The organism is Modestobacter roseus (assembly GCF_007994135.1).
Classification (GTDB): domain Bacteria; phylum Actinomycetota; class Actinomycetes; order Mycobacteriales; family Geodermatophilaceae; genus Modestobacter; species Modestobacter roseus.
The window spans coordinates 995,273-1,021,484 of sequence record NZ_VLKF01000001.1 but is presented as its reverse complement, the minus strand read 5'-3'; the positions used below and the strand labels follow the sequence as shown (position 1 = coordinate 1,021,484).

Below are 26,212 nucleotides of genomic sequence, written 5' to 3'. Positions count from 1 at the left end.
GCCTCTCTACCGCGACAGGTCGCGCGGTCGGTGCGGCCCGGGGAGGGCCGCTCGGGTACATCGGCGCCGGGGCACTCCCATCCACGCGGAGTGGTCCCGGGGCCAGGCGTGCCGGCCCGGGCGGGCCGGGTTGCGCGCCAGCGCCGAGGAGTCTAGGCGTCGAAGAGGGTCTGTGACGACGCCCCGTCCGACGGCGGGTCAGCTGTGCCCCCACTGAGCGCAGGACCCCCACGCGGCACCGGGTGCCCCAGGTGGGCGAACGCGGCTTCCGTGGCGACCCGCCCGCGGGGCGTGCGGGCGAGCAGCCCGGCACGCACCAGGAAGGGCTCGCAGACCTCCTCGACGGTGTGCGGCTCCTCCCCCACGGCGACGGCGAGCGTGGCCACCCCGACCGGTCCGCCACCGAACTTGGTCACCAGCGCGTCGAGCACGGCCCGGTCCAGCCGGTCCAGGCCGAGGTCGTCGACGTCGTAGAGGGCCAGGGCCGCCCGGGCGACGTCGCGGGTGATCCGGCCGTCGGCGCGCACCTCGGCGAAGTCGCGCACCCGGCGCAGCAGCCGGTTGGCGATCCGCGGGGTGCCCCGGGAGCGGCCGGCGATCTCCACCGAGCCGTCGTCGGTCAGCTCGACCCCGAGCAGGTCGGCGCTGCGGGCGAGCACCCGCTGCAGGTCGGCGGTCTCGTAGAACTCCATCTGCCCGACGAAGCCGAACCGGTCGCGCAGCGGGCCGGTGAGCAGCCCGGCCCGGGTGGTGGCACCGACCAGGGTGAACGGGTTGATCTCCAGCGGGATCGCGGTGGCGCCGGGGCCCTTGCCGACGACGACGTCGACCCGGAAGTCCTCCATCGCCATGTACAGCAGTTCCTCGGCCGGGCGGGCGATGCGGTGGATCTCGTCGATGAACAGCACGTCGCCGTGCCCGAGGTTGGACAGCATCGCGGCCAGGTCGCCCGATCGCTCGATCGCCGGGCCGCTGGTGATCTTCACCGCGGTGCCCAGCTCCGAGCCGATGATCAGCGCGAGGCTGGTCTTGCCCAGCCCGGGCGGGCCGGACAGCAGCACGTGGTCCGGCGGGCGGCCGCGGCGCTTGGCGCCCTCCAGGACCAGGTCGAGCTGGCGGGCCACCTTCGGCTGGCCGATGAAGTCGGCCAGCGAGTGCGGGCGCAGCGCCGACTCGACGACGCGCTCCTCGTCACCGGCGCCGGCCTCGACGGAGAAGTCGCGGCCGTACCCCTCGGCAGCCTCCCCGGTCAGCGACCGGTCGAAGGGCGAACTCATCAGCCCCCCGTTCCCGCGGATCGCTCCGCTCCTCGCTCGCTGGCGCTCGCTGCGATGCTCACGACCCGCTCCCTCTCATGTCAGGACCGGCCCAGGATCTGCAGCGCCTGGCGCAGCAGGACCGCGACCTGCACCCCGCCGGCGGCCTGCTGCTCGTCGGCGACCGGCTCCAGGGCGGTCAGCGCCGTCTCGGCCTCGCGGCCGGACCAGCCCAGCCCGACGAGCGCGGCGGTGAGCTGGTCACGCCACGGGGCCACCGGGGTGACCGGCGCCAGCCCGGCGGGCAGCGGGCCGTCGAGCTGGGTGTCGACGGCGGTGGTGCCGAGCCGGTCGCGCAGCTCCAGCACCAGCCGCTCGGCGCCCTTCTTGCCGATCCCGGGCACCTGCATGAGGGCCTTGAGGTCGCCCATCGAGACGGCGCGGCGCACCTCGCGGGGCGGGTGGATCGCAAGCACGGCCTGGGCGAGCCGGGGGCCGACGCCGTTGGCGGTCTGCAGCAGCTCGAACAGCTGCCGCTCGTCGTCGTCGGCGAAGCCGTAGAGGGTGAGCGAGTCCTCCCGGACGACGAGGCTGGTCGACAGCCGCGCCTGCTCGCCCACCTGCAGGCGGGCGATCGTGCCCGGGGTGCACTGGACGGAGAGCCCGACCCCGCCGACCTCGACGACCGCACCGTCGGGCGAGACGGCCGCCACCCGGCCACTCACGCTGGCGATCATCGTGCGGAGACCCCCGTCCAGCGGGGCAGGGTGCGGGCAGCGGGCAGCGGCGCACCGATGCCGCCGGCGAGGGCCGCGGTGCGCAGCCGCTGCTGCGCGGGGGCGCGCCAGGTGTGGCAGATCGCCAGCGCCAGCGCGTCGGCGGCGTCGGCCGGTTTGGGCGGCGTGGCCAGCCCCAGCACCCGGGTCACCATGAGCGTGACCTGGTCCTTGTCGGCGCGGCCGTTGCCGGAGATGGCGGCCTTCACCTCGCTGGGGGTGTGCCAGGCGACGGGCAGGTCGGCCTGGGCGGCCGCGAGCGCGGCGACCCCGGCGGCCTGGGCGGTGCCCATCGCCGTCCCCTTGTTGTTCTGGGTGAAGACGCGCTCGATGGCCACGGCGGCGGGCCGGTGCTCACGCAGCAGGGCGGTCACGGCGGTGTGCACCTCCAGCAGCCTCAGTTCCAGGTCCAGGTCGGGGGACGTGCGCACCACGCCGACGCCCAGCGCGGTCGGCCGTCCACCCGGCCGCCCCTCGACCACTCCCCAGCCGCACCGGGTGAGGCCCGGGTCGATGCCGAGCACGCGCATGCCCACACTCCCACCATCGCACGAACACCTGTTCGATGGGAACGCTAGCCCGGAACGGCGCGTGAGCCGGGCACGACACGCGCCCAGCCGCCGGCCCCCTCGCAGGGTCCCACGCTGAGCTCGCGAGGCGTGGGGGGCGAGGGGGTCCTTCGTCATGCGTCGGCGGTGACCTGCTCCATGACCTCGTCGGAGACGTCGTAGTTGGCGTAGACGTTCTGCACGTCGTCGAGGTCCTCGAGCGCGTCGATCAGCTTGAAGACCTTGGCGGCGCCCTCGACGTCCAGCTCGACCTGCACGCTGGGCACGAAGCCCATGTCGGCGGAGTCGTACTCGATGCCGGCCTCCTGCAGCGCGGTGCGCACGGCCACCATGTCGCCGGGCTCGCTGACCACCTCGAAGGTGTCGCCCAGGTCGCGGACCTCCTCGGCCCCGGCGTCCAGGACGGCCATCAGCACGTCGTCCTCGGTGTGCCCGGCGGCCGGCACGACCACGACGCCCTTGCGGGAGAAGAGGTAGGAGACCGAGCCCGGGTCGGCCATGGTGCCGCCGTTGCGGGTCATCGCGGTGCGCACCTCCATCGCCGACCGGTTCTTGTTGTCGGTGAGGCACTCGATGAGCACGGCGACCCCGGCGGCCGCGTAGCCCTCGTAGGTGATGCCCTGGTAGTCGACGCCACCGGCCTCGGCACCGGACCCGCGCTTGACCGCACGGTCGATGTTGTCGTTGGGCACCGAGCTCTTCTTCGCCTTCTGGATGGCGTCGAACAGCGTCGGGTTGCCCGAGGGGTCACCGCCACCGGTCCGGGCCGCCACCTCGATGTTCTTGATCAGCTTGGCGAAGAGCTTGCCGCGCTTGGCGTCGATCCCGGCCTTCTTGTGCTTGGTCGTCGCCCACTTGGAATGGCCGCTCACGACTTGCCTCCTCCACTGCCGACGCCTGCGATGGCGCCGTCGGAACTCCGGTACCGGGCACGGGCTGCCCGCACCAGTTCCACGAACAGCGCGTGCACCCGGGTGTCACCGGTGAGCTCGGGGTGGAAGCTGGTGGCCACCAGGGATCCCTGGCGGACGGCGACGATCTTACCGTCGGCCGGGCCGCCCACGACCCGGCCGATGACCTCGACGCCCTCGGCGGCCTGCTCGACCCACGGCGCGCGGATGAAGACCGCGTGCACCGGCCCCCCGGCGACGCCGTCGACCTCCACCGCGCTCTCGAAGGAGTCGACCTGCCGGCCGAAGGCGTTGCGGCGCACGGTGACGTCCAGCCCGCCGATGGTCTGCTGGCCGGCGGGGGCGTCCAGCACCCGGTCGGCGAGCAGGATCATCCCGGCGCACGACCCGTAGGTGGGCAGCCCGGCCCGGACGGCGTCCCGCAGCGGCCCGAGCAGCCCGAACCGCTGCGCGAGGTTCGCCATCGTGGTCGACTCCCCGCCGGGCAGCACCAGCCCGTCGACGTCGGCCAGCTCGCCGGGCCGGCGGACGGGCACCGCCCGCGCGCCGACGGCGGCCAGCGCTGCCAGGTGCTCGCGGACGTCGCCCTGCAGCGCCAGCACCCCGACCGTGACGTCCGAGGTGTTCGAGTGCCGCGCGCTCGCGTGCAGGGCGGTCACCAGCCGCGGGTGGCGTACCGCTCGGACTCCGGCAGCGTGCTCACGTTGATGCCGACCATCGGCTCGCCGAGCCCGCGGGAGACCTTGGCGATGACCGCGGGGTCGTCGAAGAAGGTGGTGGCCTGGACGATCGCGGCCGCCCGCTGGGCCGGGTCGCCGGACTTGAAGATGCCCGAGCCCACGAAGACGCCCTGCGCGCCCAGCTGCATCATCATCGCCGCGTCGGCCGGGGTGGCGATGCCGCCGGCGGTGAACAGCACGACCGGCAGCGCGCCGGTGCGGGCGACCTCGGCGACCAGGTCGTGCGGGGCGCGCAGCTCCTTGGCCGCGACGAACAGCTCGGTCTCGTCCAGCGTGCTCAGCCGCTTGATGCCGGCGCGCAGCGCGCGCATGTGCCGGGTGGCCTCCACGACGTTGCCGGTGCCGGCCTCGCCCTTGGAGCGGATCATCGCCGCGCCCTCGGCGATGCGACGCAGCGCCTCACCCAGGTCGGTCGCGCCGCAGACGAACGGCACGGTGAAGTCGGTCTTGACGATGTGGTGCGCCTCGTCGGCCGGGGTGAGCACCTCGGACTCGTCGATGTAGTCGACGCCGAGCGCCTGCAGCACCTGGGCCTCGACGAAGTGGCCGATCCGGGCCTTGGCCATCACCGGGATGGAGACCGCGTCGATGATCCCCTGCACCATGTCCGGGTCGCTCATCCGCGCGATGCCGCCCTGGGCCCGGATGTCGGCGGGCACCCGCTCGAGCGCCATGACCGCGACCGCGCCGGCGTCCTCGGCGATGCGGGCCTGCTCGGGGGTGACGACGTCCATGATCACACCGCCCTTGAGCTGCTCGGCCATGCCGCGCTTGACCCGGTCGGTGCCGGTGCCGGGCTGGTGCTGGGGATCGGTCAGGGACACGGTGGGGCCTTCCGGGTGGTGGCGTACGGAGTCGTCGCGTGCGGACCTCCCAGCGTACGGCGGGTCAGCCGGGGAGCCGCCCGGCCCCGGAGACCGCACCGGCCCCGGGGCCGGTGAGCACCGCGTCCAGGCCGTCGTCGATGTCGAAGTACCGCGGCAGGGGACGGCCGGTGTGCAACCGGAGCAGCCGGGCCGGCCGGCCGCGGCGCAGGACGAGGGTGTCGCGCACGGCGTCGTTGTAGAACCGGCGCGCCAGGCCCACCCGCATCCCGGTGTCCTGCAGCTCCGGGGGGCGCGCCTCGGGCGGCACCCGGCGCAGCAGGCCGCCCAGCCGGTTCTCCGCCGCCTCGCGGTCACCGGCCGTGGGCGCCCGGGCCCCCGCCGCGGCCGCCGCCAGCGCCGCGGCCAGCTCGGGGCCGAGGTCGTCGGCGCGCTCCCGGGCGACCGCGGCGGCCAGCTCGGCCCGCCGCAGCAGGGCAGCGTCGAGGACCTCGCGCGCCCGGCGGACCCGCCCGGCCAACCGCCGCAACCGGGTCAGCGTCCAGGCGGCCCAGCCCAGCAGCAGGACGACGAGCACCGCGACGGCGAGCAGCAGCCAGGTGGCGGTGGTCATGACTGCCGAGGTTAGCGGCGCACCCGGCGGCGGAAGGGACCCGGCGGCGCGGCGCGTGCACCGGGCGAGCCGGGGACCTCGCCCAGCAGGGCCGCGTCGTCGCGGGTCGAGGCCGTGACCGGCGCCCCGCCCGGGAGCGCGACGGTCTCGTAGACCGCGAGGATCCGCTGGGCGACCACCGACCAGTCGTAGCCGGCGACGACCCGGCGGCCGGCGTCGGCCAGCTCCGCACGCCGCGCCGGGTCGGCCAGCAGCCCGGTCAGCGCCGCCGCCAGCGCGGCCGCGTCGCCCCGGCGGACCAGCACCCCGGCGGCGCCGTCGTCCAGCACCCGGGCGAACGCGTCGAGGTCGCTGGCCACGACCGGCGCCCCGGCGGCCATCGCCTCGAGCAGGATGACGCCGAAGGACTCCCCCAGCAGGTTCGGCGCGCAGTAGACGTCGACCGACCGGAGGAACGCGGCCTTCGCCGGCTCGTCCACCTCCCCGAGCAGCGTCACGTGCGGGCGGAGCTCCTCCCCCACCAGCTCGGCGAGCTCGTCGGGGTCGCCCCGGCCGGCGATCAGCAGCTGGGCCCCGGGGTGGGCGGCCACCACGGTCCGCATCGCCTGCAGCAGCACCGGCAGTCCCTTGCGGGGCTCGTCGTAGCGGCCCAGGAAGCCGATCGTGGGGCCGCCCGTGCCGCGCTGGTGGCCGGGCAGCGACGGGCCCTCGGCGAAGGCCGGCACGTGCACCCCGTTGGGGATGACCACGGCGTCCCCGCCGAGGTGCTCGACCTGCACCCGGCGCGCGAAGTCGGAGACGGCGATCCGGCCGTTCACCTTCTCCAGCCAGGGCCGGGCCCAGGGCCCGAGCGCCGCGAGCACCTTGGAGCGGGTCGTCGCCGCGTGGAACGTCGCCACGATCGGGCCCTGCGCGATGATGCAGACCAGCAGCGACAGCGACACCGACGCCGGCTCGTGCACGTGGACGACGTCGAACGCGCCCTCCCGCAGCCACCGGCGGGCCCGGGCGGCGGAGACCAGCCCGAACTGCACGCTGGCCATCGAGCCGTTGTAGGGGATCGGCACCGCTCGCCCGGCCCAGGTCACGTGCTCGGCCGGCAGGTTCTCCTCGTGCTCGGCGGGGGTGAGCACCTCGACGTGGTGCCCGAGCGCGCGCAGCGTGTCGGCGAGGTCCCGCACGTGGTACTGGACCCCACCGGGCACGTCCCACTGGTAGGGGCAGACCAGGCCGATGCGCATCAAGGCCCCCCTGCCTCGACCGGGTCGGGTCCGACGTCGGGCCAGATGCGGCCGAGCACGTGCCAGTCCTCGGGCTGCTCGGCGATCGTGGCGGCGAACGCGTCCGCGACCTGCTGCATGGCGGCGCCCACCCGGTCGCGCAACCGGCCCGGCCCGGCGACCGGCACCTCGGGGTGGACGACGAAGCGCCAGCCGGCGCCGTCGAACCGGCAGACCGCCGGCAGCAGGGCCGCGCCGGTCTGCGCCGCGAGCAGGGCCGGGCCGCCCGGCATGGTGGTGGGCCGGCCGAAGAACTCCACCGGCACGCCGTCGCCGGAGAGGTCGCGGTCGACCAGGAGGCAGGTGGTGCCCCCGTCGGCCAGCCACTCGCGCAGCACCGCCGACACCGGTCGCTCACCGCCGGTCAGCGGCAGGATCCGCATGCCCAGCCCCTCCCGGTAGTCGACGAAGCGCCGGTAGAGCGACTCCGGTCGCAGCCGCTCGGCGACGGTGACGAAGGGGCCGCCCAGCCACTCGATCAGCCAGACCCCGGCTGCGTCCCAGTTGCCGCTGTGCGGCAGGGCGAGGACCGCGCCGCGGCCCTGGGCGCGCACCTGCTCCAGGTGCTCGCGACCCGCCACCGTGGCCCCGGCGAGCACCGTGGCCGGTCCCATCGCCGGCAACCGGAAGGCCTCCTGCCAGTACCGCGCGTAGGAGCGCATGGCCCGTCGGGTCAGCTCGTCCAGCGCTGCCCCGTCCAGCCCCGTGACGACCCGCAGGTTGGCCCGCAGCTGGCGCACGCCCCGCCCGTTGCGCGCCGCGGCCCAGGAGCCGCCGGCGCCGAACGCCGCCGACGCCACCGGCGCGGGCAGCAGCCGGACGGCGCGCCAGCCCGCCGCGTACCCGCCGTCGGTCAGCCGGTCGCGCAGGACGGTCACGCGGTCCCGGCTCAGGGCGCCCGGGCCCCGGCCGGGGCTCACGGCGCCGGGTCGGCGGCCGAGGTCGCGTCCGGCGCCGAGGAGGGAGCCGGCGGCAGGGCCCGGCCGCGGGACTGGCGGTGCACCTCGGCGAACCGCTGCGCCACGGTGACCGCGCTGCCGGCCAGCAGCGCCCACAGCGCGACGTGCAGCGCGTACGGGATGCCCAGGCCGGTGAAGCCGGTGCCCACGAGGACCAGGATCAGCCGCTCGGTGCGCTCGACGATCCCGACGTCGCAGGTCAGGCCGACGCCCTCGGCCCGGGCCTTCACGTAGGAGGTGAGGACGCCCAGCACCAGGCAGATCAGCGCGAGGAGCACCAGCAGCCGGTTGTCGCCCTCGCCGGAGAACCACCAGGCCAGGCCGGCGAAGATGGCGGCGTCGGCCGCGCGGTCGCCGGTGGAGTCCAGCACCGCACCGAACACCGACCCGCCACCACGGGCCCGGGCCAGCGCGCCGTCGAGCATGTCGAGCAGCACGAAGACGGTGACGGTCGCCGCACCCCAGAACAGCCAGCCGTTGCCGATGAGGAAGACCGCGGCGGCGACCGCGCCGACCGTGCCCGTGGCGGTGACGGCGTCGGCGGTCACCCCGACCCGCAGCAGCCCGCGCACCACCGGCGCCCAGAACCGGGCGACGGCCGGGCGCAGGTTGACCCCGAGCACTCAGGCCCCCGTCTCGGCGCGACCCGCCGACGGCCAGGCGTCGGCGAGCAGCCGGCGGGTCTCGGTGAGCACCTGCGGCAGGACCCGGGTCAGCCCGATCACCGGCATGAAGTTGGTGTCCCCGCCCCAGCGCGGGACGACGTGCTGGTGCAGGTGGTCGGCGATGCCGGCGCCGGCGATCGAGCCCTGGTTCATCCCCACGTTGAAGCCGTGCGCGCCGCTGACCGCCCGGACCACGCGCATCGCCGTCTGGGTGAAGGCGCCCAGCTCGGCGACCTCCGCGGGCGTGAGGTCGGTGTAGTCCGGCACGTGCCGGTAGGGCACGACCATCAGGTGGCCGGCGTTGTAGGGGTACAGGTTGAGCACCGCGTAGACGGTCTCCCCCCGGGCGACGACGAGCCCGTCGGCGTCGTCCAGGCCGGGGATCCGGTCGAACGGGCAGTCGTCGGCCGCGTCGGTGACCGGCTTGTTCTCCCCGCGGATGTAGGCCATCCGGTACGGCGTCCACAGGTGCTCGAACCCCGCCGAGGGCCCCCCGTCGTCGTTGACGACGGGGATCCGCAGCTCCTCCCGGGCGTCGGTCATCCGGCGGCCACCGGTTCGCCGGCGGGCTCGGCCGCCGTCGGGTCGGTGTTGGTCCGGGCGCTGATCCAGGCCGCGACCTGCTCCACGGCCTCGGCGACCGGCACCCCGTTGCGCTGCGAGCCGTCGCGGTAGCGGAAGGAGACCGCGCCGGCCTCGGCGTCGGTGGCCCCGGCGATGAGGACGAAGGGCACCTTCTGCTTGCTGGCGGTGCGGATCTTCTTCTGCATCCGGTCGTCGGAGTCGTCGACCTCCACCCGGATGCCCCGGGCGCGCAGCTGCCGGGCGACGTCGGTGAGGTAGGGCACCTGCTCGTCGGTGATCGGGATGCCGACCACCTGGACCGGCGCCAGCCAGGCCGGGAAGGCGCCGGCGTAGTGCTCGGTCAGCACGCCGAAGAACCGCTCGATCGACCCGAACTTGGCCGAGTGGATCATCACCGGCTGCTGCCGGGTGCCGTCGGCGGCGCTGAACTCCAGGCCGAAGCGGGCCGGCTGGTTGAAGTCGTACTGGATGGTCGACATCTGCCAGGTGCGACCGATGGCATCCCGGGCCTGCACCGAGATCTTCGGGCCGTAGAACGCGGCGCCTCCGGGGTCGGGCACCAGCTCCAGCCCGGTCTCCCGCGCCGCCTCCTCCAGCACCGCGGTCGCGACGGCCCACTCCTCGTCGGAGCCGATGAACTTCTCCGACTCGCCGCGGGTGGACAGCTCCAGGTAGTAGTCGTCCAGGCCGAAGTCACGCAGCAGCCCGAGCACGAACGCCAGCAGGTGCCGGATCTCCCCGGGCGCCTGCTCGGGGGTGACGTAGCTGTGCGAGTCGTCCTGGGTGAGGCCGCGCACCCGGGTCAGGCCGTGCACCACACCGGACTTCTCGTACCGGTAGACCGAGCCGAACTCGAAGAACCGCAGCGGCAGCTCCCGGTAGGACCGCCCGCGCGACCGGAAGATCAGGTTGTGCATCGGGCAGTTCATGGCCTTGAGGTAGTACTCGCTGTTCTCCAGCTCCATCGGCGGGAACATGGTGTCGGCGTAGTACGGCAGGTGGCCGGAGGTCTCGAACAGCTGGGCCTTGCTGATGTGCGGGGTGCCGACGTAGTCGAACCCCTCCTCGATGTGCCGGCGGCGGACGTAGTCCTCCATCTCCCGCTTCACCACCCCGCCCTTGGGGTGGAAGACGACCAGGCCGGAGCCGATCTCGTCGGGGAAGCTGAACAGGTCCAGCTCGACGCCCAGGCGCCGGTGGTCACGGCGCTCGGCCTCGGCCACCTGCTCCTGGTACGCCTTGAGCGCGTCCTTGCTCTCCCAGGCGGTGCCGTACACCCGCTGCAGCTGCGGGTTCTTCTCGCTCCCCCGCCAGTAGGCGGCGGCGCTGCGGGTGAGCGCGAAGGCCGGGATGGTCGAGGTGCGCGGGAGGTGGGGACCACGGCACAGGTCGGTCCACAGCCGGTCGCCGGTGCGCGGGTCGAGGTTGTCGTACATGGTCAGCTGCGCGCCGCCCACCTCGACGTCGGCGCCCTCGGCTGCCTCGTCCGCACCGTCCTGACCAGCCCCGCCCTTGAGGCCGATGAGCTCGAGCTTGAACGGCTCGTGCGCCAGCTCGGTCCGGGCCTCGTCGTCGCCGATCTCCCGGCGGCTGAAGTGCTGCCCCTGCTTGACGATCGCCTGCATGCGCTTCTCCAGCGCCTGCAGGTCCTCGGGGGTGAACGGCCGCTCGGGGTCGAAGTCGTAGTAGAAGCCGTTGTCCACCGGCGGGCCGATGCCCAGCCGGGTGCCCGGGAAGAGGTCCTGCACCGCCTGGGCCAGCACGTGGGCGGTGGAGTGCCGGATGACCGCCCGGCCGTCGGCGCTGGAGGCGGGCACCGGCTCGACCTCGGCGTCGGCCGCCGGGGTCCAGGCCAGGTCCTTGAGCTCACCGGTGGACAGGTCCCGGACGACGACGGCGGCGTCCGCGCCCTTGAGCGGCACCCCGGCGTCCTTGAGCGCCTGCAGCGCCGTCGTCCCGGCCGGGACCCGGATCGGGGTGACGGCGGTCGGGGAGGGCGGGGCGGACACTCTGGCTCCTGGGGGTCGGCGCGGTCCGGCCGGGTGGCCGGGACCCTGAGAGTAGTGCGCGCCCGGCCCCGGCCGGGTCACCCGGTGACGACCCGGAGGCCGTCGGCGACGGCGCCGCGGGCGTCGAGCACCGCGGTGATCCGGTCGGCGCTGACCGGGTCGGCGGGCACCAGGGTGACCGCGTCGGCGCCCACCTCGATGCGCACCGGCACCGCCTCGGCCTGCGTGACGGCGAACCGGCCGTCGTCGCCGCGGGTGAAGGTGAACCGGGCGATCACCGAGTCCTCGGTGTCGTACCCCCGGGTGGCGTGCTCGGCGAGGTGGTTGCCCAGGCCGTAGGCCGCCCACTCGCCGTCGACCTCCTCGAACGGCTGGACGACGTGCGCGTGGTGGCCGAGCACCAGGTCGACGTCGGGTGAGGCGAGCAGGGTGCGCACCGCCTGCTCCTGGGCCGCGGTCGGCTCGTGGTCGTACTCGGCGCAGCAGTGCACGCTGGCCACCACGACCTCGGCACCCGCCGCCCGCGCGGCCGCCGCGTCGGCCAGCACCCCGCTGACGTCGGGCACGGCGAAGGTGTCGACGGCGAAGGGCGCGTCGGCCGGCAGCGGCACCCCGTTCAGCGAGAACGTGGTGGCCACGTGCCCCACCCGCACGCCTGCGACGTCGACGACCGTGGGCGGCTCCCCCGCGCTGCGGTGGGTGCCGGTGTGCGCGATGCCGGCGGCGTCGAGGGTGTCCAGCGTGCGGACCAGCCCGGCGAACCCGGCGTCCAGCGAGTGGTTGGAGGCGGTGGAGCACAGGTCGTACCCCGCGCCGGCCAGGGCGTCGACGATCTCGGGCTGAGCAGCGAAGGCCGGGTAGCCGGAGTAGGGGCCGCCGACCGGGGCCACCGGGGTCTCCAGGTGGCAGATCGCCAGGTCGGCCTGCTCGATGACCGGGGCGATCGGGGCGAAGACCGGGGCGAAGTCCCAGGAGCCGTCCGGCTGCTGCGCGCCCCGGGTGAGCGCGCGGCCCTGGTGCACCAGCACGTCCCCGGTGGCGACCAGCGAGAAGGAGTCCGGCGCGGGGGCGGTCGTGCTGGGGGCCGCAGGAGCAGCGGACGACGGCGAGCTGGACGGCGCCGCGGCCGGTGCGGGCTCGTCGGCACCGCAGCCGACCAGCAGCACCGCGAGCGCGACCAGCACCGTTCCCCGACCGCTCCGCACGTACCCGACCCTAGCCACGGACCGCGCCGGCACCGGCGCCGACGCGCAGCTCAGCCCAGCAGCTCCACCGGGTCACCCGCGGCGACCCGCCCGGGCGTGACCACCTCTGCGTACACGCCGAGGCAGTGCTTCGGGGTGCGGACGACGTCCAGCACGGCCTCCCCGACCCGCACCCGCCGGCCCACCCAGCTGCGCTCGTCGCCGGCGGGCAGGTGCAGCAGCAGGTTGGCCCGCGGGTCGTCGGCCGAGCAGCCCTCGGGCACGTCACCGGCCTCGGCGCGGTCGATCGACTCCCGGGAGACCAGGTGCACCGCGGCGGCGTCGACCTGGGGACCGGCCGCGGACGCCGCCAGCCGCACCGGCCGGCCCAGCACCCCGGTCAGCGTGACGGTGTCCGCCTCGGCGTCCCCGGTGGCGACGACCTCGCGCAGCTGCGGCGTGGTCTTCACCGTGACGCGCTCACCGGTGTCGGCGTCGACCACCGCCCAGGCGCGGTCACCGCGCAGGCCGGCCGCGTCGATCTCCGCCTCGGCCACGGTGCGGCCGCCGAGGGACTTCACCGGGTAGACCGACACCTGACCGACGCTGCCGACGACCTCACCCATGCCCGCGGACGTTACGCGGCCAGCCCGCGACGGCGCAGCCGGCGCAGCTGGGCGTCCAGGTAGGGCCGCGCCCGGCGCTGCCCGCCGCGACGGGCGATCGCCGCGGCCAGTGAGCCGAGGACGCGGGCGAGCCGCTCCTCGTCCGGCTCCCAGCCCCGCCGGCGGCACTCGGCGAGCCAGTCGACCGGCCCGGCGTGCCCGCGGGCGCCGTTGCACCGGCCGCAGGCAGCCACCTCGTTCTCCGCCCACGACGGGCCGCCCTTCACCCGGGGCACCAGGTGCTCGGTGGTGGGCCGGACCAGGCCGGTGAAGGCGCGCCCGCACCAGATGCAGGTTCCGCCGTCACGCACCAGCGCCCCGGCCAGCCGGGCGGCGCGATCGGGTTGCACGCCACCATGGTCCCCGCGATCGGCGGCCGGCGCCGTCAGCGGCGGCGGGCCCGCTCCCCCGCGACGTCCGGGCGCCGCGGCTGCAGCATGGCCACCGCCCGCCGGTGCACCTGCGCCGCCCGGTGGAAGCGGCGCCGGGTGTGCTGCGGGCTGGTCGCGGTCCACACCAGCTCGCCGCTGGGCACCGGCGGGGCCTCCTCGTCGCCCTCGGCGGCGGCTCGCATCCGGTCGTGCAGGCGGTCGAGGACCCGGCCCAGCAGCTCCTCGTCCTCGACCAGCCCGCGCAGGTCCGGCTCGCCCTCAGCCGCCAGCGCCTCGGTGAGCCAGCTCCGCCAGGCACGCCCGAACACGGCGCCGGCCAGGTCGCTGACCACGGCATGGGCGGCGTCCAGGACGACGCCGCCGGCCCCCACTGCCACGTCCAGCTCGGCCATGGCGCGGAGGGTGTAGCGGTCGGGTCCGGGCCAGCCGGGCAGGGGGAACTGCGGCGCGTCGTCCAAGGTCACCCGGCCATGCTGCCACCCGGTCCGACGTGCACCAGAACGCGAACGGCCCCCGACCTGATCAGGTCGGGGGCCGCATCCGGTGGGCGATACTGGGTTCGAACCAGTGACCTCTTCGGTGTGAACGAAGCGCTCTACCACTGAGCCAATCGCCCGGACGTCGATGATTCTGCCAGACGCTCAGCGCCAGAGCGGCACCCACCCCGGGACCCAGTCCGGAACGCCCATCAGGTGCAGCGTCACGACCAGGACGGCCACCACGAACGCCGCCGTCAGCGCGGCGACCGCCAGCCGTACCCACAGCGCCTGGCGCGCGAGCCAGTCGGTCCAGCTGTTCACGTGGCGGCGGGTGAACTCCAGCAGCCGCTCGGCCCAGGTGAACTCCGAGGCGAGCACGAAGAGCCCGGCGATCACGGTCAGCCAGCCCGGCCCGGGCAGCGGGATGGTGACGATCCCCACCGCGACCACCAGCCCACCGACGACGCCCACGCCCACCCGGTACGGCGCGTCGAGGGACCGCCGTGCGGCGATCCGACGGCGCCAGCCGCTCTCCGCGACGCGCTCGCGCAGGCTGTGCACGCCGTCGTCGGCGAACCGTTCCCGCCGCTCGGCCACCCGCTCGCGCTGGTCCTCGTCGGGGGCGACGTCACCACCGGACGACGCCGTGCGGCGCGGGAGGTGCTCCCCCGGCGCCGTGACCGTCTCCTGACCGCTCAGCTCGTCACCTGCCCGTTCGCGACGATCTCCGTGGGTTCCGACGGAGCCTGCCGGCCGGGCTCGATGCTGATGGCGTAGGTGCCGTACTCGTCCAGCCCGGTCGCGGCAGAGCCTACGACCTGCAGCTCCATCTGTGGGGTCTCCACGTCGAACTCCCCGATCGCGACCGGGGTGTCGCCGGCCACCCCCCAGACGACGTAGGTCGTGTCGGTGGGGTCGTTGGGTGCCAGGCCGGTCGAGAGCACCTGCACCTGGCCGTCCCGGGCGACGACGGTGGCCACCTGCCGGCCGTCCTCCTCGGTGAGCGGGGCGATCGTGGCCCGACCGGGGACCAGCAGCTCGTCCAGAACCTGGGACCGCTGGGCGGCCACCGCGCGGGCGGCGTCCCGGTCGCCGGCCAGGAGGACGTTCCACGCCCCCAGGGCCAGCACCGCCGCGACGGCCGCGGCGACCAGCGCCGTGGGCAGCACCCGCCGCCAGGCGGGCCGCAGGTCGGGGTCACCCCCGCGCCGGGGCACCACCAGGTCGAGGTCGCGCCCACCGGTCCGGGCAGCCGCGGGGACCGGCGGGCCGGCCGGCGGGCCGGCCGGCGGAGCCGACTGCCGGGCAGGGGCCGGGTCGGCGCGGCGCACCTGCTCGGTCTCCTCCACCGCGGCCCGCAGCCGGTCGCGCAGGGCGTCGGAGGGCTCGGCGGCGGGCAGGTCGGCGGCGAGCGCCCCCATCACCTGCTGGGTGTCCGCGACCGTCGCAGCGCAGCGCCCGCACCCGGGCAGGTGCGCGCTGAACCGGTCCTCGTCCTCCGGCTCCAGGGCGTGCACCGCCCAGCCGACGGCCAGCTCGTCCCAGGCCCGGTGGTCCTCGCCGGGAGCGGGCTCCGACGTCCCGTGGATGGTCATCAAGCGGTCCCGTCTGCGGGCGTCTCGCCGGGCACCCCGGTACCGAGCGCGTCCTTGAGCCGGCGCATGCCCGCGAGCATGCGCGTCTTGACCGTGCCCAGCGGTGCGCCGGTGAGGGCGGCCACCTCCCGCTGGGTGTAGCCGCCGTAGTAGGCCAGCGTGAGCGCCTCGCGCTGGGAGTCCGGCAGCGCCTGCAGCGCGCTGCGGACCGTGGCCGCGGCGACCCGGTCGGCCGCCTCGTCGGCGACGTCGGAGACCGCGACCGGTGCGGCGAGGGCCAGCTCGTCCTCCGCCCGGGCCTGCCGCCGGCGGTGGGACTCCTCGCGGCGCACGGCGTCGACCGCCTTGTGGTGGACCATCGCCAGCAGCCACGAGGCGACCGTGCCGCGGCTGCCGTCGAAGGCACCCGGGTCCCGCCAGACGGCGAGGAACACGTCCTGCAGCACGTCCTCGGCGAGGACGTCGTCGGCGACCACCCGGCGGGCCAGGGCGAACGCCGGCCGCCGGAACCGCTCGTACAGGTCGTCGACCGCCGTCCGGTCACCCGCGGCGATCCGTGCGAGCAGCTGGCGGTCGGCCGCGCCGTCCTCGGGGCGGCGCAGCGGTCGGCTCACGAGGACCATCGTCACACGGGGGGGTTCGCCTGTTCCCGACCGATCGGTTCACCACTCCCCCGGGAGCCACCCGACCGGGTGGGCGGCGGGGCCGGTGTGACAGCTGGGACGGCTGGGGTGCGACACGCCGCAGCGGGGCGTCACCTCCCCCACGGTTGGTCGTTGTGAAGGACATGGCGCGCTTCCCGAGGTCCGGCTGCACTGCTCGAACGACCCTCCACCTGGTCGGCCCGCAGTCCTGGACGGCGGTGCCGGCCGCGCTGGTCTACGACTCCACCGACCCCTTCGCCGTCCGGATCCGGTTCGGCGACGGCGGGGACGACCCGGCCGACGCCCTCGCCGACGCCCTCGCCGAGGAGCTGCCCGGCAGCGACCTCGTCGACGGCGGTCTCCTCGACGCCGACCTCGCCCACGAGGACCTGCTGGACGAGGCGGAGGACGACGGCGTCGAGTGGCTGCTCAGCCGCGACCTGCTCCGCGCGGGCCTCAGCACCCCGGCCGGTGACGGCGACGTCCGCCTGTGGCCGGCCCGTGGCGGGCTGGACGTGCTCTTCCTGCAGCTGCGGGCGCCCTCCGGCGAGGCGCTGTTCGAGCTGTCGGCCAGCGTCGTCGGCGACTTCCTGCGGGAGAGCGAGCTGCTGGTGCCCGTCGGCACGGAGAGCGACGCGACGTCGGTCGACGAGGAGCTGTCCGAACTGCTCCGCGGCGGCACCGACAACCCCACCGCGCTCTGACGTCCGGCGGGCCACCGCAGGCGGCTGACCTGGGCGGACACCCCTCCCCGACACCCTGGGTACCCCCCGGGTTTGGAGGCCCGGAGGGCATCGGTTAGAGTTCTTCCCGTTGCACAGCGCAGTACGCAACGAGCAAGCGGACGTGGCTCAGTGGTAGAGCATCACCTTGCCAAGGTGAGGGTCGCGGGTTCGAATCCCGTCGTCCGCTCGGAACTCCCGGGCGCTGGTCGTAGACCGGCGCCCGGCGTGCGGTGGAGTGGCCGAGAGGCGAGGCAACGGCCTGCAAAGCCGTCTACACGGGTTCAAATCCCGTCTCCACCTCGGCGCCACCCTGTGGTGTGTCGACGGGGGAGGCGGATCCGGCCAGCGGGCCGGAACGGGCGATTGGCTCAGCGGTAGAGCGCTTCCCTGACACGGAAGAGGTCACTGGTTCGATCCCAGTATCGCCCACCAGCCGGAGAGGCCCCCAGGTCACTGACCTGGGGGCCTCTCCGCGTTCACGGGTGCGACGACCGGCCGCGACGGTCAGCCGACCGGCACGCCGTCGGCCGCAGCGCGCAGCGCCGCGACGTCCAGCCTGGTCATGCCGAGCATCGCCTGCACGGCCCGCTGGGCACGCGCGGGATCCGGATCGGCGAAGACCTCGTCCACGCCCTCCGGGATGATCTGCCAACTCAGCCCGTAGCGGTCCTTCAGCCAACCGCACTGGCCCTCCTCTCCCCCGTCGCCGACGAACCGGTCCCACAGCCGGTCGACCTCGGCCTGGTCGGCGCACTTCACCTGCAGGGAGACGGCCTCGGTGAACGGGAACTGCGGCCCGCCGTTGATCCCGTCCAGCCGCATGCCGGCCACCTCGAACTCCACGCTCATCACCTCACCGGCCGGGCCGGGCGCGCCCTCCGGATACCGGGCGGTGGACACGATGCGCCCGTCCCCGAACACGTCGATGTAGTAGAGCGCCGCCTCCTCGGCCTGCATGTCGAACCAGAGGCTGGGGACGATCTTCTGGGCCATGGCGCGTCCTCTCGGGGTGGCGGGCCCGCGCCCGCTCGGGGTGACGGGAGAGGGGACCGGCCCGGACATCGGAAGTCATCGCACCGGCGGCGGCCGTCGGGAGATCAGCGCGGCGCGGGCGCCACCCGTTCGGTCCAGAAGCGGTCGACCTGAGCGGCCAGCCCGGCCCGGTCCCCGTCGTTGGCCAGCACGACGTCGGCCACCGCCCGCCGCTGTTCGTCGGTGGCCTGGCTGGCGATCCGCGCGCGGGCGTCGTCCTCGACGAGCCCCCGGTCGACCAGCCGGGACACCCGCGTCTCCAGCGGCGCCTCGACGACCAGCACGAGGTCGTAGGAGCCCGCCTGACCGGTCTCGACCAGCAGGGGGACGTCCTGGACCACCACGGCGTCCGGCGGGGCCGCAGCGACCAGCTCGGCGGCCCGGGCGCGCACGAGCGGGTGCACGATGCCGTCCAGCCGGGCCCGTGCCGCGGGGTCCCGGAACACGATCGCGGCGAGCGCGGGCCGGTCGAGCGAGCCGTCGGCCGCGAGCACACCGTCCCCGAAGGCGGCGACCACCTCGGCGAGGCCCGTCGTCCCCGGGGCTACCACCTCGCGGGCCAGCCGGTCGGCGTCGACCACCCGTGCCCCACGCTCGGCGAGCAGCGCGGCCACCGTGCTCTTCCCCGACCCGATGCCACCGGTCAACCCGATCCTCAGCACACGGCGACCCTAAGCCCGGCCACGCCGGGCCCGGCCGCGTGCACCGGTGAGGTCACAGCCAGATCACAGGAGCGCCCGCCCGGCGCGCCACACGAGTCACAGCAGTCACAGGGCTTACCTTTCGTCCCGGTGGACTTCCCCCGCCACAGCAGAGAGGCAGTGACCATGTCCCGCAGCACGCTCGACGGCACGCAGTCGGCCCGCGGCACCGCCCGCCGTGGCCGTCACCGGATCGACGTCCCCGGTGGGGTCCGTTGCTCCGAACTGCCCGGCGTCCGCGAGCGCCTGCCGCAGCGCCGGACGTCGTCCTTCCTGCGGGCCCTGATGCCCACCGTCACCTCCGGCCGCCACACCTGGGACTTCCTGGCCAACGCCGGCGGACGCCCCCGCACCGCGTTCGCGATCATCCTCAGCCTCTGACACCTCCCCGACCCTGAGCGGCTCCCCGCCGCTCGGCGTGCGGCTCACGGCAGCCAGGTCACGGCAGACCTCGCGCTGATCCGGTCAGGGACGACCGGACACCGGCCCACACGCCCACCCACGACGGCCCCGCCGACCGCACCGGTCGGCGGGGCCGTCGTGTCACATGGCGGTCCTCCGGACCGCACCGCGGCCACGTGCCGTACCCCACCCGGGCCGAGCCGTTCCGTCGCTCGATCCCGGGACCCTCCGGGCCCCACTCCTCACGACCGGACACCCACACCGCGGCCACGTGCCGTACCCCACCCGGGCCGAGCCGTTCCGTCGCTCGATCCCGGGACCCTCCGGGCCCCACTCCTCACGACCGGACACCCGCACCGCGGCCACGTGCCGTACCCCACCCGGGCCGAGCCGTTCCGTCGCTCGATCCCGGGACCCTCCGGGCCCCACTCCTCACGACCGGACACCCGCACCGCGGCCACGTGCCGTACCCCATCCGGGCCGAGCCGTTCCGTCGCTCGATCGCGCGACCCTCAGCTGTCCGGCCCAGCGGGAGATAGACAGTGCGCCGCCCACCCCGGAGGGTGGACGGCGCACTGTTCAGGTGCTGCTCGACTTAAGCTGCGAGGTCACTCCCCGCCGGCGAGCTTGGCGCGCAGCGCGGCCAGGGCCTCGTCGGAGGCGAGGGTGCCGCCACCGCCGCCGCCACCACCGGTGGAGACGGTGTCGTCACCCTCGGGCTCGGCGGCGCTGGAGTAGCTGCCACCGGCAGCGGCCTCGGCGTCGGCCTCCTTCGCCGCGGCGATCTGCTTGCGGTGCGCCTCGAACCGGGCCTGGGCGTCGGCGTACTGCTTCTCCCAGGTCTCGCGGGCCTCGTCGTAGCCCTCGAGCCACTCGCCGGTCTCCGGGTCGAAGCCCTCCGGGTAGATGTAGTTGCCCTGCTCGTCGTAGGACGCGGCCATGCCGTAGGCGGCCGGGTCGAACTGGTCCTCGTCGCCGACGACGCCCTCGTTGGCCTGCTTCAGCGACAGCGAGATGCGGCGGCGGTCCAGGTCGATGTCGATGACCTTGACCAGGATCTCGTCGCCGACCTGCACGACCTGCTCCGGGATCTCCACGTGGCGCTCGGCCAGCTCGGAGATGTGGACCAGGCCCTCGATGCCCTCGTCGACGCGGACGAACGCACCGAAGGGCACCAGCTTGGTGACCTTGCCGGGGACGACCTGGCCGATCTGGTGGGTCCGGGCGAACTGACGCCACGGGTCCTCCTGCGTCGCCTTCAGCGACAGCGAGACCCGCTCCCGGTCCAGGTCGACGTCGAGGACCTCGACGGTGACCTCCTGGCCGACCTCGACGACCTCGGACGGGTGGTCGATGTGCTTCCAGGACAGCTCGGAGACGTGCACCAGGCCGTCGACGCCGCCCAGGTCCACGAACGCACCGAAGTTGACGATCGAGGAGACGACGCCCGTGCGGACCTGACCCTTGGCGAGCTTGTTGAGGAACTCGCTGCGGACCTCGGACTGGGTCTGCTCCAGCCACTGACGGCGGGACAGGACCACGTTGTTGCGGTTCTTGTCCAGCTCGATGATCTTGGCCTCGAGCTCACGGCCCACGTAGGGCTGCAGGTCGCGGACGCGACGCATCTCGACCAGCGAGGCGGGGAGGAACCCGCGCAGGCCGATGTCGAGGATCAGGCCGCCCTTGACGACCTCGATGACGGTGCCGGTGACGACCTCGTCGGCTTCCTTCTTCGCCTCGATCGTGCCCCAGGCGCGCTCGTACTGCGCACGCTTCTTGGACAGGATGAGGCGGCCTTCCTTGTCCTCCTTCTGGAGGACGAGGGCTTCCACCTCGTCGCCGACGTTGACGACCTCAGTCGGGTCGACGTCGTGCTTGATGGACAGCTCGCGCGAGGGGATGACGCCCTCGGTCTTGTAGCCGATGTCCAGCAGCACCTCGTCCCGGTCGACCTTGACGATCACGCCTTCGACGATGTCGCCGTCGTTGAAGTACTTGATGGTCTGGTCGATCGCAGCGAGGAAGTCCTCGGCGGTGCCGATGTCGTTGACCGCGATCTGGGGGGTGCTGTCGGGACGGACCTGGGTGGAGGTCATGTGGTCGAGTGCTCCGGACGGGGGGTGCGTAGGGACAGGGAACCCGCGACCGAGGGGCCACGGGAGAAGTGCACGGCCGGGGGGCGGCAGGGGCGCGCCCCCCGGCGAGGGGGACGGCGACACCACAGACCTCTGGCGCAATTCCCCATGGTACGGACGCCGACTGGGCAGGTCCACCACGGGTCCGGCCGGTGTGCCGCACCTCGGCGTGTCACGATCGGCGCGTCATGGACCCTGCCCCGGAGCCCGGCTCCATCCCAGCCCCAGCCCCAGCCACCCTCCCGCTGGCCGCGGACGGCTACCCCGCGGCCGGCGACGTGACGCGCCGGCCGGTCGGCCAGGCCGAGTCCGCCCGGGCCAACCGGGGCTGGTGGGATGCCGCCGCCCCGGCCTACCTCGCCGAGCACGGCACCGACCTGGGGGACGCGGACTTCCTGTGGTGCCCCGAGGGGCTCCGGGAGGCCGACGCACACCTCCTCGGCGACGTGACCGGTCGCCGGGTGCTGGAGATCGGCTGCGGCTCGGCGCCCTGCTCCCGCTGGCTGCGCCGCGCCGGCGCCTCCCCGATCGCCCTGGACGTCTCCGGCGGGATGCTGGCCCGGGCCGCGGAGCTGAACCGGGCCACCGGGCTGCCGGTGCCGCTGCTGCAGGCCGACGCCGGGGCGCTGCCGCTGGCCACCGACAGCGTCGACCTGGCGTGCTCGGCCTTCGGCGGGCTGCCGTTCGTCGCGGACGCGCAGGCCGTGCTCGGCGAGGTCGCCCGGGTGCTGCGGCCCGGCGGGCGCTTCGTCGCTTCGGTGAACCACCCGATGCGCTGGCCGATGCCGGACTCCCCCGACCCGGCGGACCTGCGGGTCGCGTCCTCCTACTTCGACCGCACCCCCTACGTCGAGACCGACGACGCCGGGCGGACCGTGTACGTCGAGCACCACCGCACCGTGGGTGACTGGGTCCGGGCCGTGGTGGGCGCAGGGCTGGTGCTCCGGGACCTGCTGGAACCAGAGTGGACGCCGGGCCGCACCCAGACGTGGGGCCAGTGGTCCCCCGCGCGGGGAGCGCTCGTCCCGGGCACGCTCGTGCTGGTCTGCGAGCTGCCCGACCGACCGGAGGAGACCGCATGGACGAGCTGACCGAGCAGGCCCGCACCGACCAGGCACGCGCCGACCGGTCCCCGGATCAGCAGGACGCCGCCTTCCAGCCCCTGGACGAGGCCGCGTGCCGGGCGCTGGCCGGCGCGACCGAGACCGCCGTGCTGGTGCTGGTGCCCGAGGCCGACCCGGTGATCGGCGACCACCGGCTGCAGTTCGACGTCTCAGCCTCCTGGGGCGTGCCGGCGCACGTCGCGGTCGTCTACCCCTTCGTACCGCCCAACCAGGTCGACCAGGGGCTGCTCACCGGCCTGCGCCGGGTCCTCGCCGGCCTCCCTGCCTTCGACTGCGTCCTGGACCACACCGCCTGGTTCGGCGAGGAGGTGCTGTGGCTGGCCCCCGCCGACGACGAGCCGTTCCGCCGGCTCACCGAGGCCGTCGTCGCCGCCTTCCCCGACCACCCGCCCTACCGGGGCGCCCACGGGGCGGACCCCAAGCCGCACCTGTCGCTCGCCGAGCGGCGCCTCGGTGACGAGGCCGGCCTGCGCAGGGTCGAGGAGACGATCACCGGGCAGTTGCCGATCCGGTCGCGGATCGGCACGGTGAGCCTGTTCGCCGGAACCCGGGAACCCGACTCCTGGCACGTCGTCGCCGAGTTCCCGCTGGCCGACGACCCCGGGTCGGCCAGCTCCACCTGACGTCGGCCGGGCCCGCGGCGGCTAGTGCGCGGCGGTGTCCCAGCTGGCGCCGACGCCCACGGAGACCTCCAGCGCCACCGACAGCTGCGCCGCCCCGGCCATCTCCCGGCGCACCAGGGCCTCCAGCTGCTCCCGCTCCCCCGGGGCGACCTCGAGCACCAGCTCGTCGTGCACCTGCAGCAGCATCCGCGAGCGCAGGCCCTCGGCCTCGATGGCCCGCTCCACACCCAGCATGGCGACCTTGATGACATCGGCCGCCGAGCCCTGGATCGGGGCGTTGAGCGCCATCCGCTCGGCCATCTCCCGGCGCTGCCGGTTGTCGCTGGTCAGGTCGGGCAGGTAGCGCCGCCGGCCCAGCGTCGTCTCGGTGTACCCGGTCTGCCGGGCGTCGTCGACCACGCCGTCGAGGTAGTCGCGGATGCCGCCGAACCGCTCGAAGTAGGCGTGCATCTGCGCCCGCGCCTCCTCCGGGGTGATCCGCAGCTGCTGGGACAGCCCGTACGCGCTCAGCCCGTACGCCAGCCCGTAGCTCATCGCCTTGATGCGGCGACGCATCTCGGGGTCGACGTCGGAGATCGGGATGTCGAAGGCCCGCGAGGCCACGAAGGAGTGCAGGTCCTCCCCCGAGGTGAATGCCTCGATGAGGCCGGCGTCCTCGGACAGGTGCGCCATGATCCGCATCTCGATCTGGCTGTAGTCGGCGGTCATCAGCGACTCGTAGCCGGCGCCCACGACGAACGCCTGGCGGATCCGCCGGCCCTCGGCGCTGCGGATCGGGATGTTCTGCAGGTTCGGGTCGGTCGAGGAGAGCCGACCGGTGGCGGCGATCATCTGCTGGAAGGTGGTGTGGATGCGTCCGCCGTCGTCGACCATCGGGATCAGCCCGTCGATGACGGTGCGCAGCCGGGTGACGTCGCGGTGCCGGAGCAGGTGCTCCAGGAACGGGTGCCCGGTCGAGGCCAGCAGCGAGGTCAGCGCCTCGGCGTCGGTGGTGTAGCCGCTCTTGATCTTCTTCGTCTTGGGCAGGCCGAGCTCGTCGAAGAGCACCACCTGCAGCTGCTTGGGCGAGCCGAGGTTGATCTCCTTGCCGATGACGTCGTAGCACTCCTGCGCGGCGGCGGTGACGCCCGCGGCGAACTCCTTCTGCAGGTCGTGCAGGAAGTCCAGGTCGGCGGCGATGCCCCGCTGCTCCATCCGGGCCAGCACCCGGGTCAGCGGCAGCTCGATCTCCCCGAGCAGGTGGTCCCCGCCCCGCTGGCCGAGCACCTGCTCGAGGGCGTCGGAGAGGTCGTTGACCGCCACGGCCTTGAGCACGTCGGCCTTGGCGGCCTCCGCGGCGACGTCGGCGTCGGTGGGGCCGAGGCCGTCGAGGGTGAGCTGCTCCTCCTGCTCGGCGGCGTCCTTCAGCTCACGGCGCAGGTAGCGCACCGCCAGGTCACCCAGGTCGAACGACCGCTGACCGGGCGTGGCGAGGTAGGCGGCGAGCGCCGTGTCGCTGACCACGCCGCGGAGGTCCCAGCCACGCGCCCAGATCGCCAGCAGCGGGCCCTTGACCTCGTGCACCACCTTGCGGGTGTCCGGGTCGGCCAGCCAGGTGGCCAGCGCCTGCTCGTCGGTGACGTCCAGGGCCGGGCCCTGCCCCTGGTCGCCGTGGTCGTGGTCGGTGAGGTCGACGAACGTCGCGTGGTCGTCGGCGGTGGCCAGGGCGAGCCCGGTCAGCTGCCCGGTGCCGCGGCCCCACGTGCCGCGGAAGACGACGCCCGTGGTGCCGCCGGCGTGCGCGGCGAGCCAGTCGGCGAGGCCACCGGCGGGCACCTCGTCGGCGGTGACGTCGAACCCGCCGTCCACCTCCGGCTCGGCGCTGGAGAGGGTGGCGAAGAGCCGGTCGCGCAGCACCCGGAACTGCAGGTTGTCGAAGAGGGTGTGCACCTCGTTGCGGTCCCAGGGTTGGACGGCGAGGTCGGCCGGGCCCAGCTCCAGCGGGACCTGCCGGTCGAGCTCGGTGAGCCGCCGGTTCTGCAGCACCTGGGACAGGTGCTCGCGCAGCTTCTCCCCCACCTTGCCCTTGACCGTGTCGACCTGGTCGACCAGCGCGTCGAGCGAGCCGTACTCGCGCACCCACTTGGCCGCGGTCTTCTCCCCCACGCTAGGGATGTTCGGCAGGTTGTCGCTGGGGTCGCCGCGCAGTGCCGCGAAGTCCGGGTACTGCACCGGGCTCAGGCCGTACTTCGCCTCGACCTCCTCCGGGGTGAACCGGGTCAGGTCGGAGACCCCCTTGCGGGGGTAGAGCACCGTGACGTGCTCGTTCACCAGCTGGAGCGCGTCGCGGTCGCCGGTGCAGATGAGCACGTCCATGCCCTGCTCGACCGCCTGCACGGCGAGCGTGGCGATGACGTCGTCGGCCTCGTAGTTCTCCGCGGTGATCACCGGCACGTGCAGCGCGCCGAGGACCTCCTGGACCAGGCTGACCTGGCCGCGGAAGTCGGTGGGGCTCTCGGCCCGGTTGGCCTTGTACTCGGCGTAGATCTCGCTGCGGAAGGTCTTCCGGCTGACGTCGAACGCGACCGCCAGGTGGGAGGGCTGCTCGTCGCGCAGCACGTTGATCAGCATCGAGGTGAAGCCGTAGACCGCGTTGGTCGGCTGCCCGGTGGTGGTGGAGAAGTTCTCGACCGGGAGGGCGAAGAAGGCCCGGTAGGCCAGCGAGTGACCATCGAGCAGCAGCAGCCGCGGGCGCGTGCCCTCGGTGGTCGAGGGGGCGGCGGGCGCGGGGGCGGCGGACACGGAGGCAGGGACCGGAGCGGACATCGGGGCCGATCCTAGGTCCGCCCACCGACATCCCGGCCCGGTGCCGCAGTGGCTAGCGTGCGACGGCGTGACGCATCCCCGCCCCGACTGGCTGCCGGCCGACACCCAGGGCCCACTCGACGACAAGCTGGGCATCCGGATCACCGAGTGGGACCCCGACCGCCTGGTCGCGACCATGCCGGTGGCCGGCAACGAGCAACCCTTCGGCCTGCTCCACGGCGGCGCCACCTGTGCGCTGGCCGAGAGCATCGGCTCGTACGCGGCGGTGCTGCACGCCGGCCCCGGCGGATCCGTGGTCGGCATCGAGCTCAACGCGAGCTACCTCAGCGCCGCCCGCTCCGGCCTCGTCACCGCGGTCTGCACCCCGGTCCGCCGCGGCCGGACGCTGGCCACCTTCCTCATCTCGGTCACCGACGACGCAGGCCGTCCGACGGCCAGCGCGAGGCTGACCTGCATGATCCGGCCGGCCCGTCCGGCGCGCGCCGGCTGAGCCCCGGACCGGTCGTGCGCGACCGATCG

The 26,212-nt window shown here is 74.4% G+C and carries 28 protein-coding genes and 4 tRNA genes; 8 read left to right on the top strand and 24 right to left on the bottom strand.

The genetic code is table 11. The features are described 5' to 3' along the window. Nucleotides 1-152: 152 nt before the first annotated feature. From ruvB to JD78_RS04790, 20 genes are all read right to left on the bottom strand, one after another. A complete protein-coding gene (gene ruvB / locus JD78_RS04885; protein WP_166520988.1) occupies nucleotides 153-1,277 on the bottom strand; it encodes a Holliday junction branch migration DNA helicase RuvB in 1,125 nt (374 codons plus the stop codon). Nucleotides 1,278-1,357: 80 nt separating this feature from the next. Beyond that, nucleotides 1,358-1,993, bottom strand: a complete 636-nt coding sequence (gene ruvA / locus JD78_RS04880; protein WP_153360710.1) for a Holliday junction branch migration protein RuvA — start codon at nucleotides 1,991-1,993, stop codon at nucleotides 1,358-1,360. Beyond that, entirely contained in the window at nucleotides 1,990-2,562 is a 573-nt protein-coding gene (gene ruvC, locus JD78_RS04875) for a crossover junction endodeoxyribonuclease RuvC (protein ID WP_153360709.1), read from the bottom strand. The genes ruvA and ruvC overlap by 4 nt, the downstream gene beginning before the upstream one ends. Before the next feature lie 152 nt (nucleotides 2,563-2,714). Continuing rightward, complete coding sequence (locus tag JD78_RS04870) at nucleotides 2,715-3,473, bottom strand: YebC/PmpR family DNA-binding transcriptional regulator (RefSeq protein ID WP_153360708.1); 759 nt, start codon at nucleotides 3,471-3,473, stop codon at nucleotides 2,715-2,717. Then, nucleotides 3,470-4,171, bottom strand: a complete 702-nt coding sequence (gene pdxT / locus JD78_RS04865; protein ID WP_279526829.1) for a pyridoxal 5'-phosphate synthase glutaminase subunit PdxT — start codon at nucleotides 4,169-4,171, stop codon at nucleotides 3,470-3,472. Before pdxT ends, JD78_RS04870 begins: the two co-directional genes overlap by 4 nt. After that, nucleotides 4,168-5,076, bottom strand: coding sequence for a pyridoxal 5'-phosphate synthase lyase subunit PdxS (gene pdxS / locus JD78_RS04860; protein WP_153360707.1), 909 nt, complete (start codon nucleotides 5,074-5,076; stop codon nucleotides 4,168-4,170). The genes pdxT and pdxS overlap by 4 nt, the downstream gene beginning before the upstream one ends. A 64-nt stretch (nucleotides 5,077-5,140) precedes the next feature. Beyond that, nucleotides 5,141-5,689, bottom strand: coding sequence for a LemA family protein (locus JD78_RS04855; RefSeq protein ID WP_153360706.1), 549 nt, complete (start codon nucleotides 5,687-5,689; stop codon nucleotides 5,141-5,143). A gap of 11 nt (nucleotides 5,690-5,700) precedes the next feature. Continuing rightward, on the bottom strand, nucleotides 5,701-6,930 hold the full coding sequence (locus tag JD78_RS04850; RefSeq protein WP_153360705.1) for a glycosyltransferase family 4 protein: 1,230 nt from the start codon (nucleotides 6,928-6,930) through the stop codon (nucleotides 5,701-5,703). Continuing rightward, nucleotides 6,930-7,847, bottom strand: a complete 918-nt coding sequence (locus JD78_RS04845) for a phosphatidylinositol mannoside acyltransferase (protein WP_153360704.1) — start codon at nucleotides 7,845-7,847, stop codon at nucleotides 6,930-6,932. Before JD78_RS04845 ends, JD78_RS04850 begins: the two co-directional genes overlap by 1 nt. Nucleotides 7,848-7,885: 38 nt before the next feature. After that, entirely contained in the window at nucleotides 7,886-8,551 is a 666-nt protein-coding gene (pgsA, locus tag JD78_RS04840) for a phosphatidylinositol phosphate synthase (protein WP_153360703.1), read from the bottom strand. Further along, entirely contained in the window at nucleotides 8,552-9,136 is a 585-nt protein-coding gene (locus JD78_RS04835) for an HIT family protein (RefSeq protein ID WP_153360702.1), read from the bottom strand. Beyond that, a complete protein-coding gene (gene thrS / locus JD78_RS04830) occupies nucleotides 9,133-11,187 on the bottom strand; it encodes a threonine--tRNA ligase (RefSeq protein WP_153360701.1) in 2,055 nt (684 codons plus the stop codon). Before thrS ends, JD78_RS04835 begins: the two co-directional genes overlap by 4 nt. Nucleotides 11,188-11,264: 77 nt before the next feature. Beyond that, nucleotides 11,265-12,392 carry a CapA family protein gene (locus JD78_RS04825; RefSeq protein ID WP_166520987.1) on the bottom strand — a complete coding sequence of 376 codons (1,128 nt, stop codon included), beginning with the start codon at nucleotides 12,390-12,392 and terminating at the stop codon, nucleotides 11,265-11,267. Between the two features lie 50 nt (nucleotides 12,393-12,442). Further along, the gene (locus JD78_RS04820) at nucleotides 12,443-12,997 is read right to left on the bottom strand and encodes an MOSC N-terminal beta barrel domain-containing protein (RefSeq protein ID WP_166520986.1); all 555 of its coding nucleotides are present in this window, start codon (nucleotides 12,995-12,997) and stop codon (nucleotides 12,443-12,445) included. Nucleotides 12,998-13,008: 11 nt separating this feature from the next. Then, nucleotides 13,009-13,386 (bottom strand): HNH endonuclease, encoded by a 378-nt coding sequence (locus tag JD78_RS04815; protein ID WP_166520985.1) that lies wholly within the window; start codon nucleotides 13,384-13,386, stop codon nucleotides 13,009-13,011. Nucleotides 13,387-13,421: 35 nt separating this feature from the next. Beyond that, nucleotides 13,422-13,892 (bottom strand): hypothetical protein, encoded by a 471-nt coding sequence (locus JD78_RS04810; RefSeq protein WP_166520984.1) that lies wholly within the window; start codon nucleotides 13,890-13,892, stop codon nucleotides 13,422-13,424. Nucleotides 13,893-13,972: 80 nt separating this feature from the next. Beyond that, nucleotides 13,973-14,044 (bottom strand) — tRNA-Val (locus JD78_RS04805). Nucleotides 14,045-14,069: 25 nt separating this feature from the next. Further along, nucleotides 14,070-14,504: a TIGR02611 family protein gene (locus tag JD78_RS04800; protein ID WP_228395451.1), complete on the bottom strand. Its 435-nt coding sequence runs from the start codon at nucleotides 14,502-14,504 to the stop codon at nucleotides 14,070-14,072. A gap of 98 nt (nucleotides 14,505-14,602) precedes the next feature. Then, the gene (locus tag JD78_RS04795) at nucleotides 14,603-15,502 is read right to left on the bottom strand and encodes an anti-sigma factor domain-containing protein (protein ID WP_153362493.1); all 900 of its coding nucleotides are present in this window, start codon (nucleotides 15,500-15,502) and stop codon (nucleotides 14,603-14,605) included. Continuing rightward, the gene (locus tag JD78_RS04790; protein WP_228395450.1) at nucleotides 15,502-16,125 is read right to left on the bottom strand and encodes a sigma-70 family RNA polymerase sigma factor; all 624 of its coding nucleotides are present in this window, start codon (nucleotides 16,123-16,125) and stop codon (nucleotides 15,502-15,504) included. The genes JD78_RS04795 and JD78_RS04790 overlap by 1 nt, the downstream gene beginning before the upstream one ends. A 164-nt stretch (nucleotides 16,126-16,289) precedes the next feature. On the opposite strand from JD78_RS04790, the gene JD78_RS04785 reads away from it, so the two are divergent. The 4 genes from JD78_RS04785 (at nucleotide 16,290) to JD78_RS04770 (ending at nucleotide 17,303) form a co-directional block, all read left to right on the top strand. Beyond that, a complete protein-coding gene (locus tag JD78_RS04785; RefSeq protein ID WP_153362491.1) occupies nucleotides 16,290-16,850 on the top strand; it encodes an SsgA family sporulation/cell division regulator in 561 nt (186 codons plus the stop codon). A gap of 136 nt (nucleotides 16,851-16,986) precedes the next feature. Beyond that, nucleotides 16,987-17,058 (top strand) — tRNA-Gly (locus JD78_RS04780). Nucleotides 17,059-17,100: 42 nt separating this feature from the next. Further along, nucleotides 17,101-17,171, top strand: a tRNA-Cys gene (locus tag JD78_RS04775). 57 nt (nucleotides 17,172-17,228) lie between these two features. Further along, nucleotides 17,229-17,303 (top strand) — tRNA-Val (locus JD78_RS04770). 72 nt (nucleotides 17,304-17,375) lie between these two features. Here JD78_RS04770 and JD78_RS04765 read toward each other — a convergent pair. Both JD78_RS04765 and coaE read right to left on the bottom strand, forming a co-directional pair. Continuing rightward, nucleotides 17,376-17,864, bottom strand: coding sequence for a VOC family protein (locus JD78_RS04765; RefSeq protein ID WP_153362490.1), 489 nt, complete (start codon nucleotides 17,862-17,864; stop codon nucleotides 17,376-17,378). A 104-nt stretch (nucleotides 17,865-17,968) separates the two neighbouring features. Then, entirely contained in the window at nucleotides 17,969-18,565 is a 597-nt protein-coding gene (gene coaE / locus JD78_RS04760) for a dephospho-CoA kinase (RefSeq protein ID WP_153362489.1), read from the bottom strand. A 165-nt stretch (nucleotides 18,566-18,730) separates the two neighbouring features. Between coaE and JD78_RS04755 the strand changes: the two genes are divergently transcribed. Next, nucleotides 18,731-18,985 carry a hypothetical protein gene (locus tag JD78_RS04755; RefSeq protein ID WP_153362488.1) on the top strand — a complete coding sequence of 85 codons (255 nt, stop codon included), beginning with the start codon at nucleotides 18,731-18,733 and terminating at the stop codon, nucleotides 18,983-18,985. A 629-nt stretch (nucleotides 18,986-19,614) separates the two neighbouring features. On the opposite strand, the gene rpsA is transcribed toward JD78_RS04755, so the two are convergent. Continuing rightward, complete coding sequence (rpsA, locus tag JD78_RS04750) at nucleotides 19,615-21,102, bottom strand: 30S ribosomal protein S1 (protein ID WP_166520983.1); 1,488 nt, start codon at nucleotides 21,100-21,102, stop codon at nucleotides 19,615-19,617. 227 nt (nucleotides 21,103-21,329) lie between these two features. Between rpsA and JD78_RS04745 the strand changes: the two genes are divergently transcribed. Together JD78_RS04745 and JD78_RS04740 are read left to right on the top strand one after the other, a co-directional pair. Next, nucleotides 21,330-22,232 (top strand): class I SAM-dependent methyltransferase, encoded by a 903-nt coding sequence (locus JD78_RS04745; protein WP_153361536.1) that lies wholly within the window; start codon nucleotides 21,330-21,332, stop codon nucleotides 22,230-22,232. Next, the gene (locus JD78_RS04740) at nucleotides 22,220-22,888 is read left to right on the top strand and encodes a 2'-5' RNA ligase family protein (protein ID WP_153361535.1); all 669 of its coding nucleotides are present in this window, start codon (nucleotides 22,220-22,222) and stop codon (nucleotides 22,886-22,888) included. Before JD78_RS04745 ends, JD78_RS04740 begins: the two co-directional genes overlap by 13 nt. A gap of 21 nt (nucleotides 22,889-22,909) precedes the next feature. Here JD78_RS04740 and polA read toward each other — a convergent pair whose 3' ends face one another. Beyond that, a complete protein-coding gene (gene polA / locus JD78_RS04735) occupies nucleotides 22,910-25,693 on the bottom strand; it encodes a DNA polymerase I (RefSeq protein WP_153361534.1) in 2,784 nt (927 codons plus the stop codon). Between the two features lie 67 nt (nucleotides 25,694-25,760). Here polA and JD78_RS04730 point away from each other — a divergent pair, with 67 nt between their 5' ends. Then, a complete protein-coding gene (locus JD78_RS04730; protein WP_153361533.1) occupies nucleotides 25,761-26,183 on the top strand; it encodes a PaaI family thioesterase in 423 nt (140 codons plus the stop codon). Nucleotides 26,184-26,212: the final 29 nt, after the last annotated feature.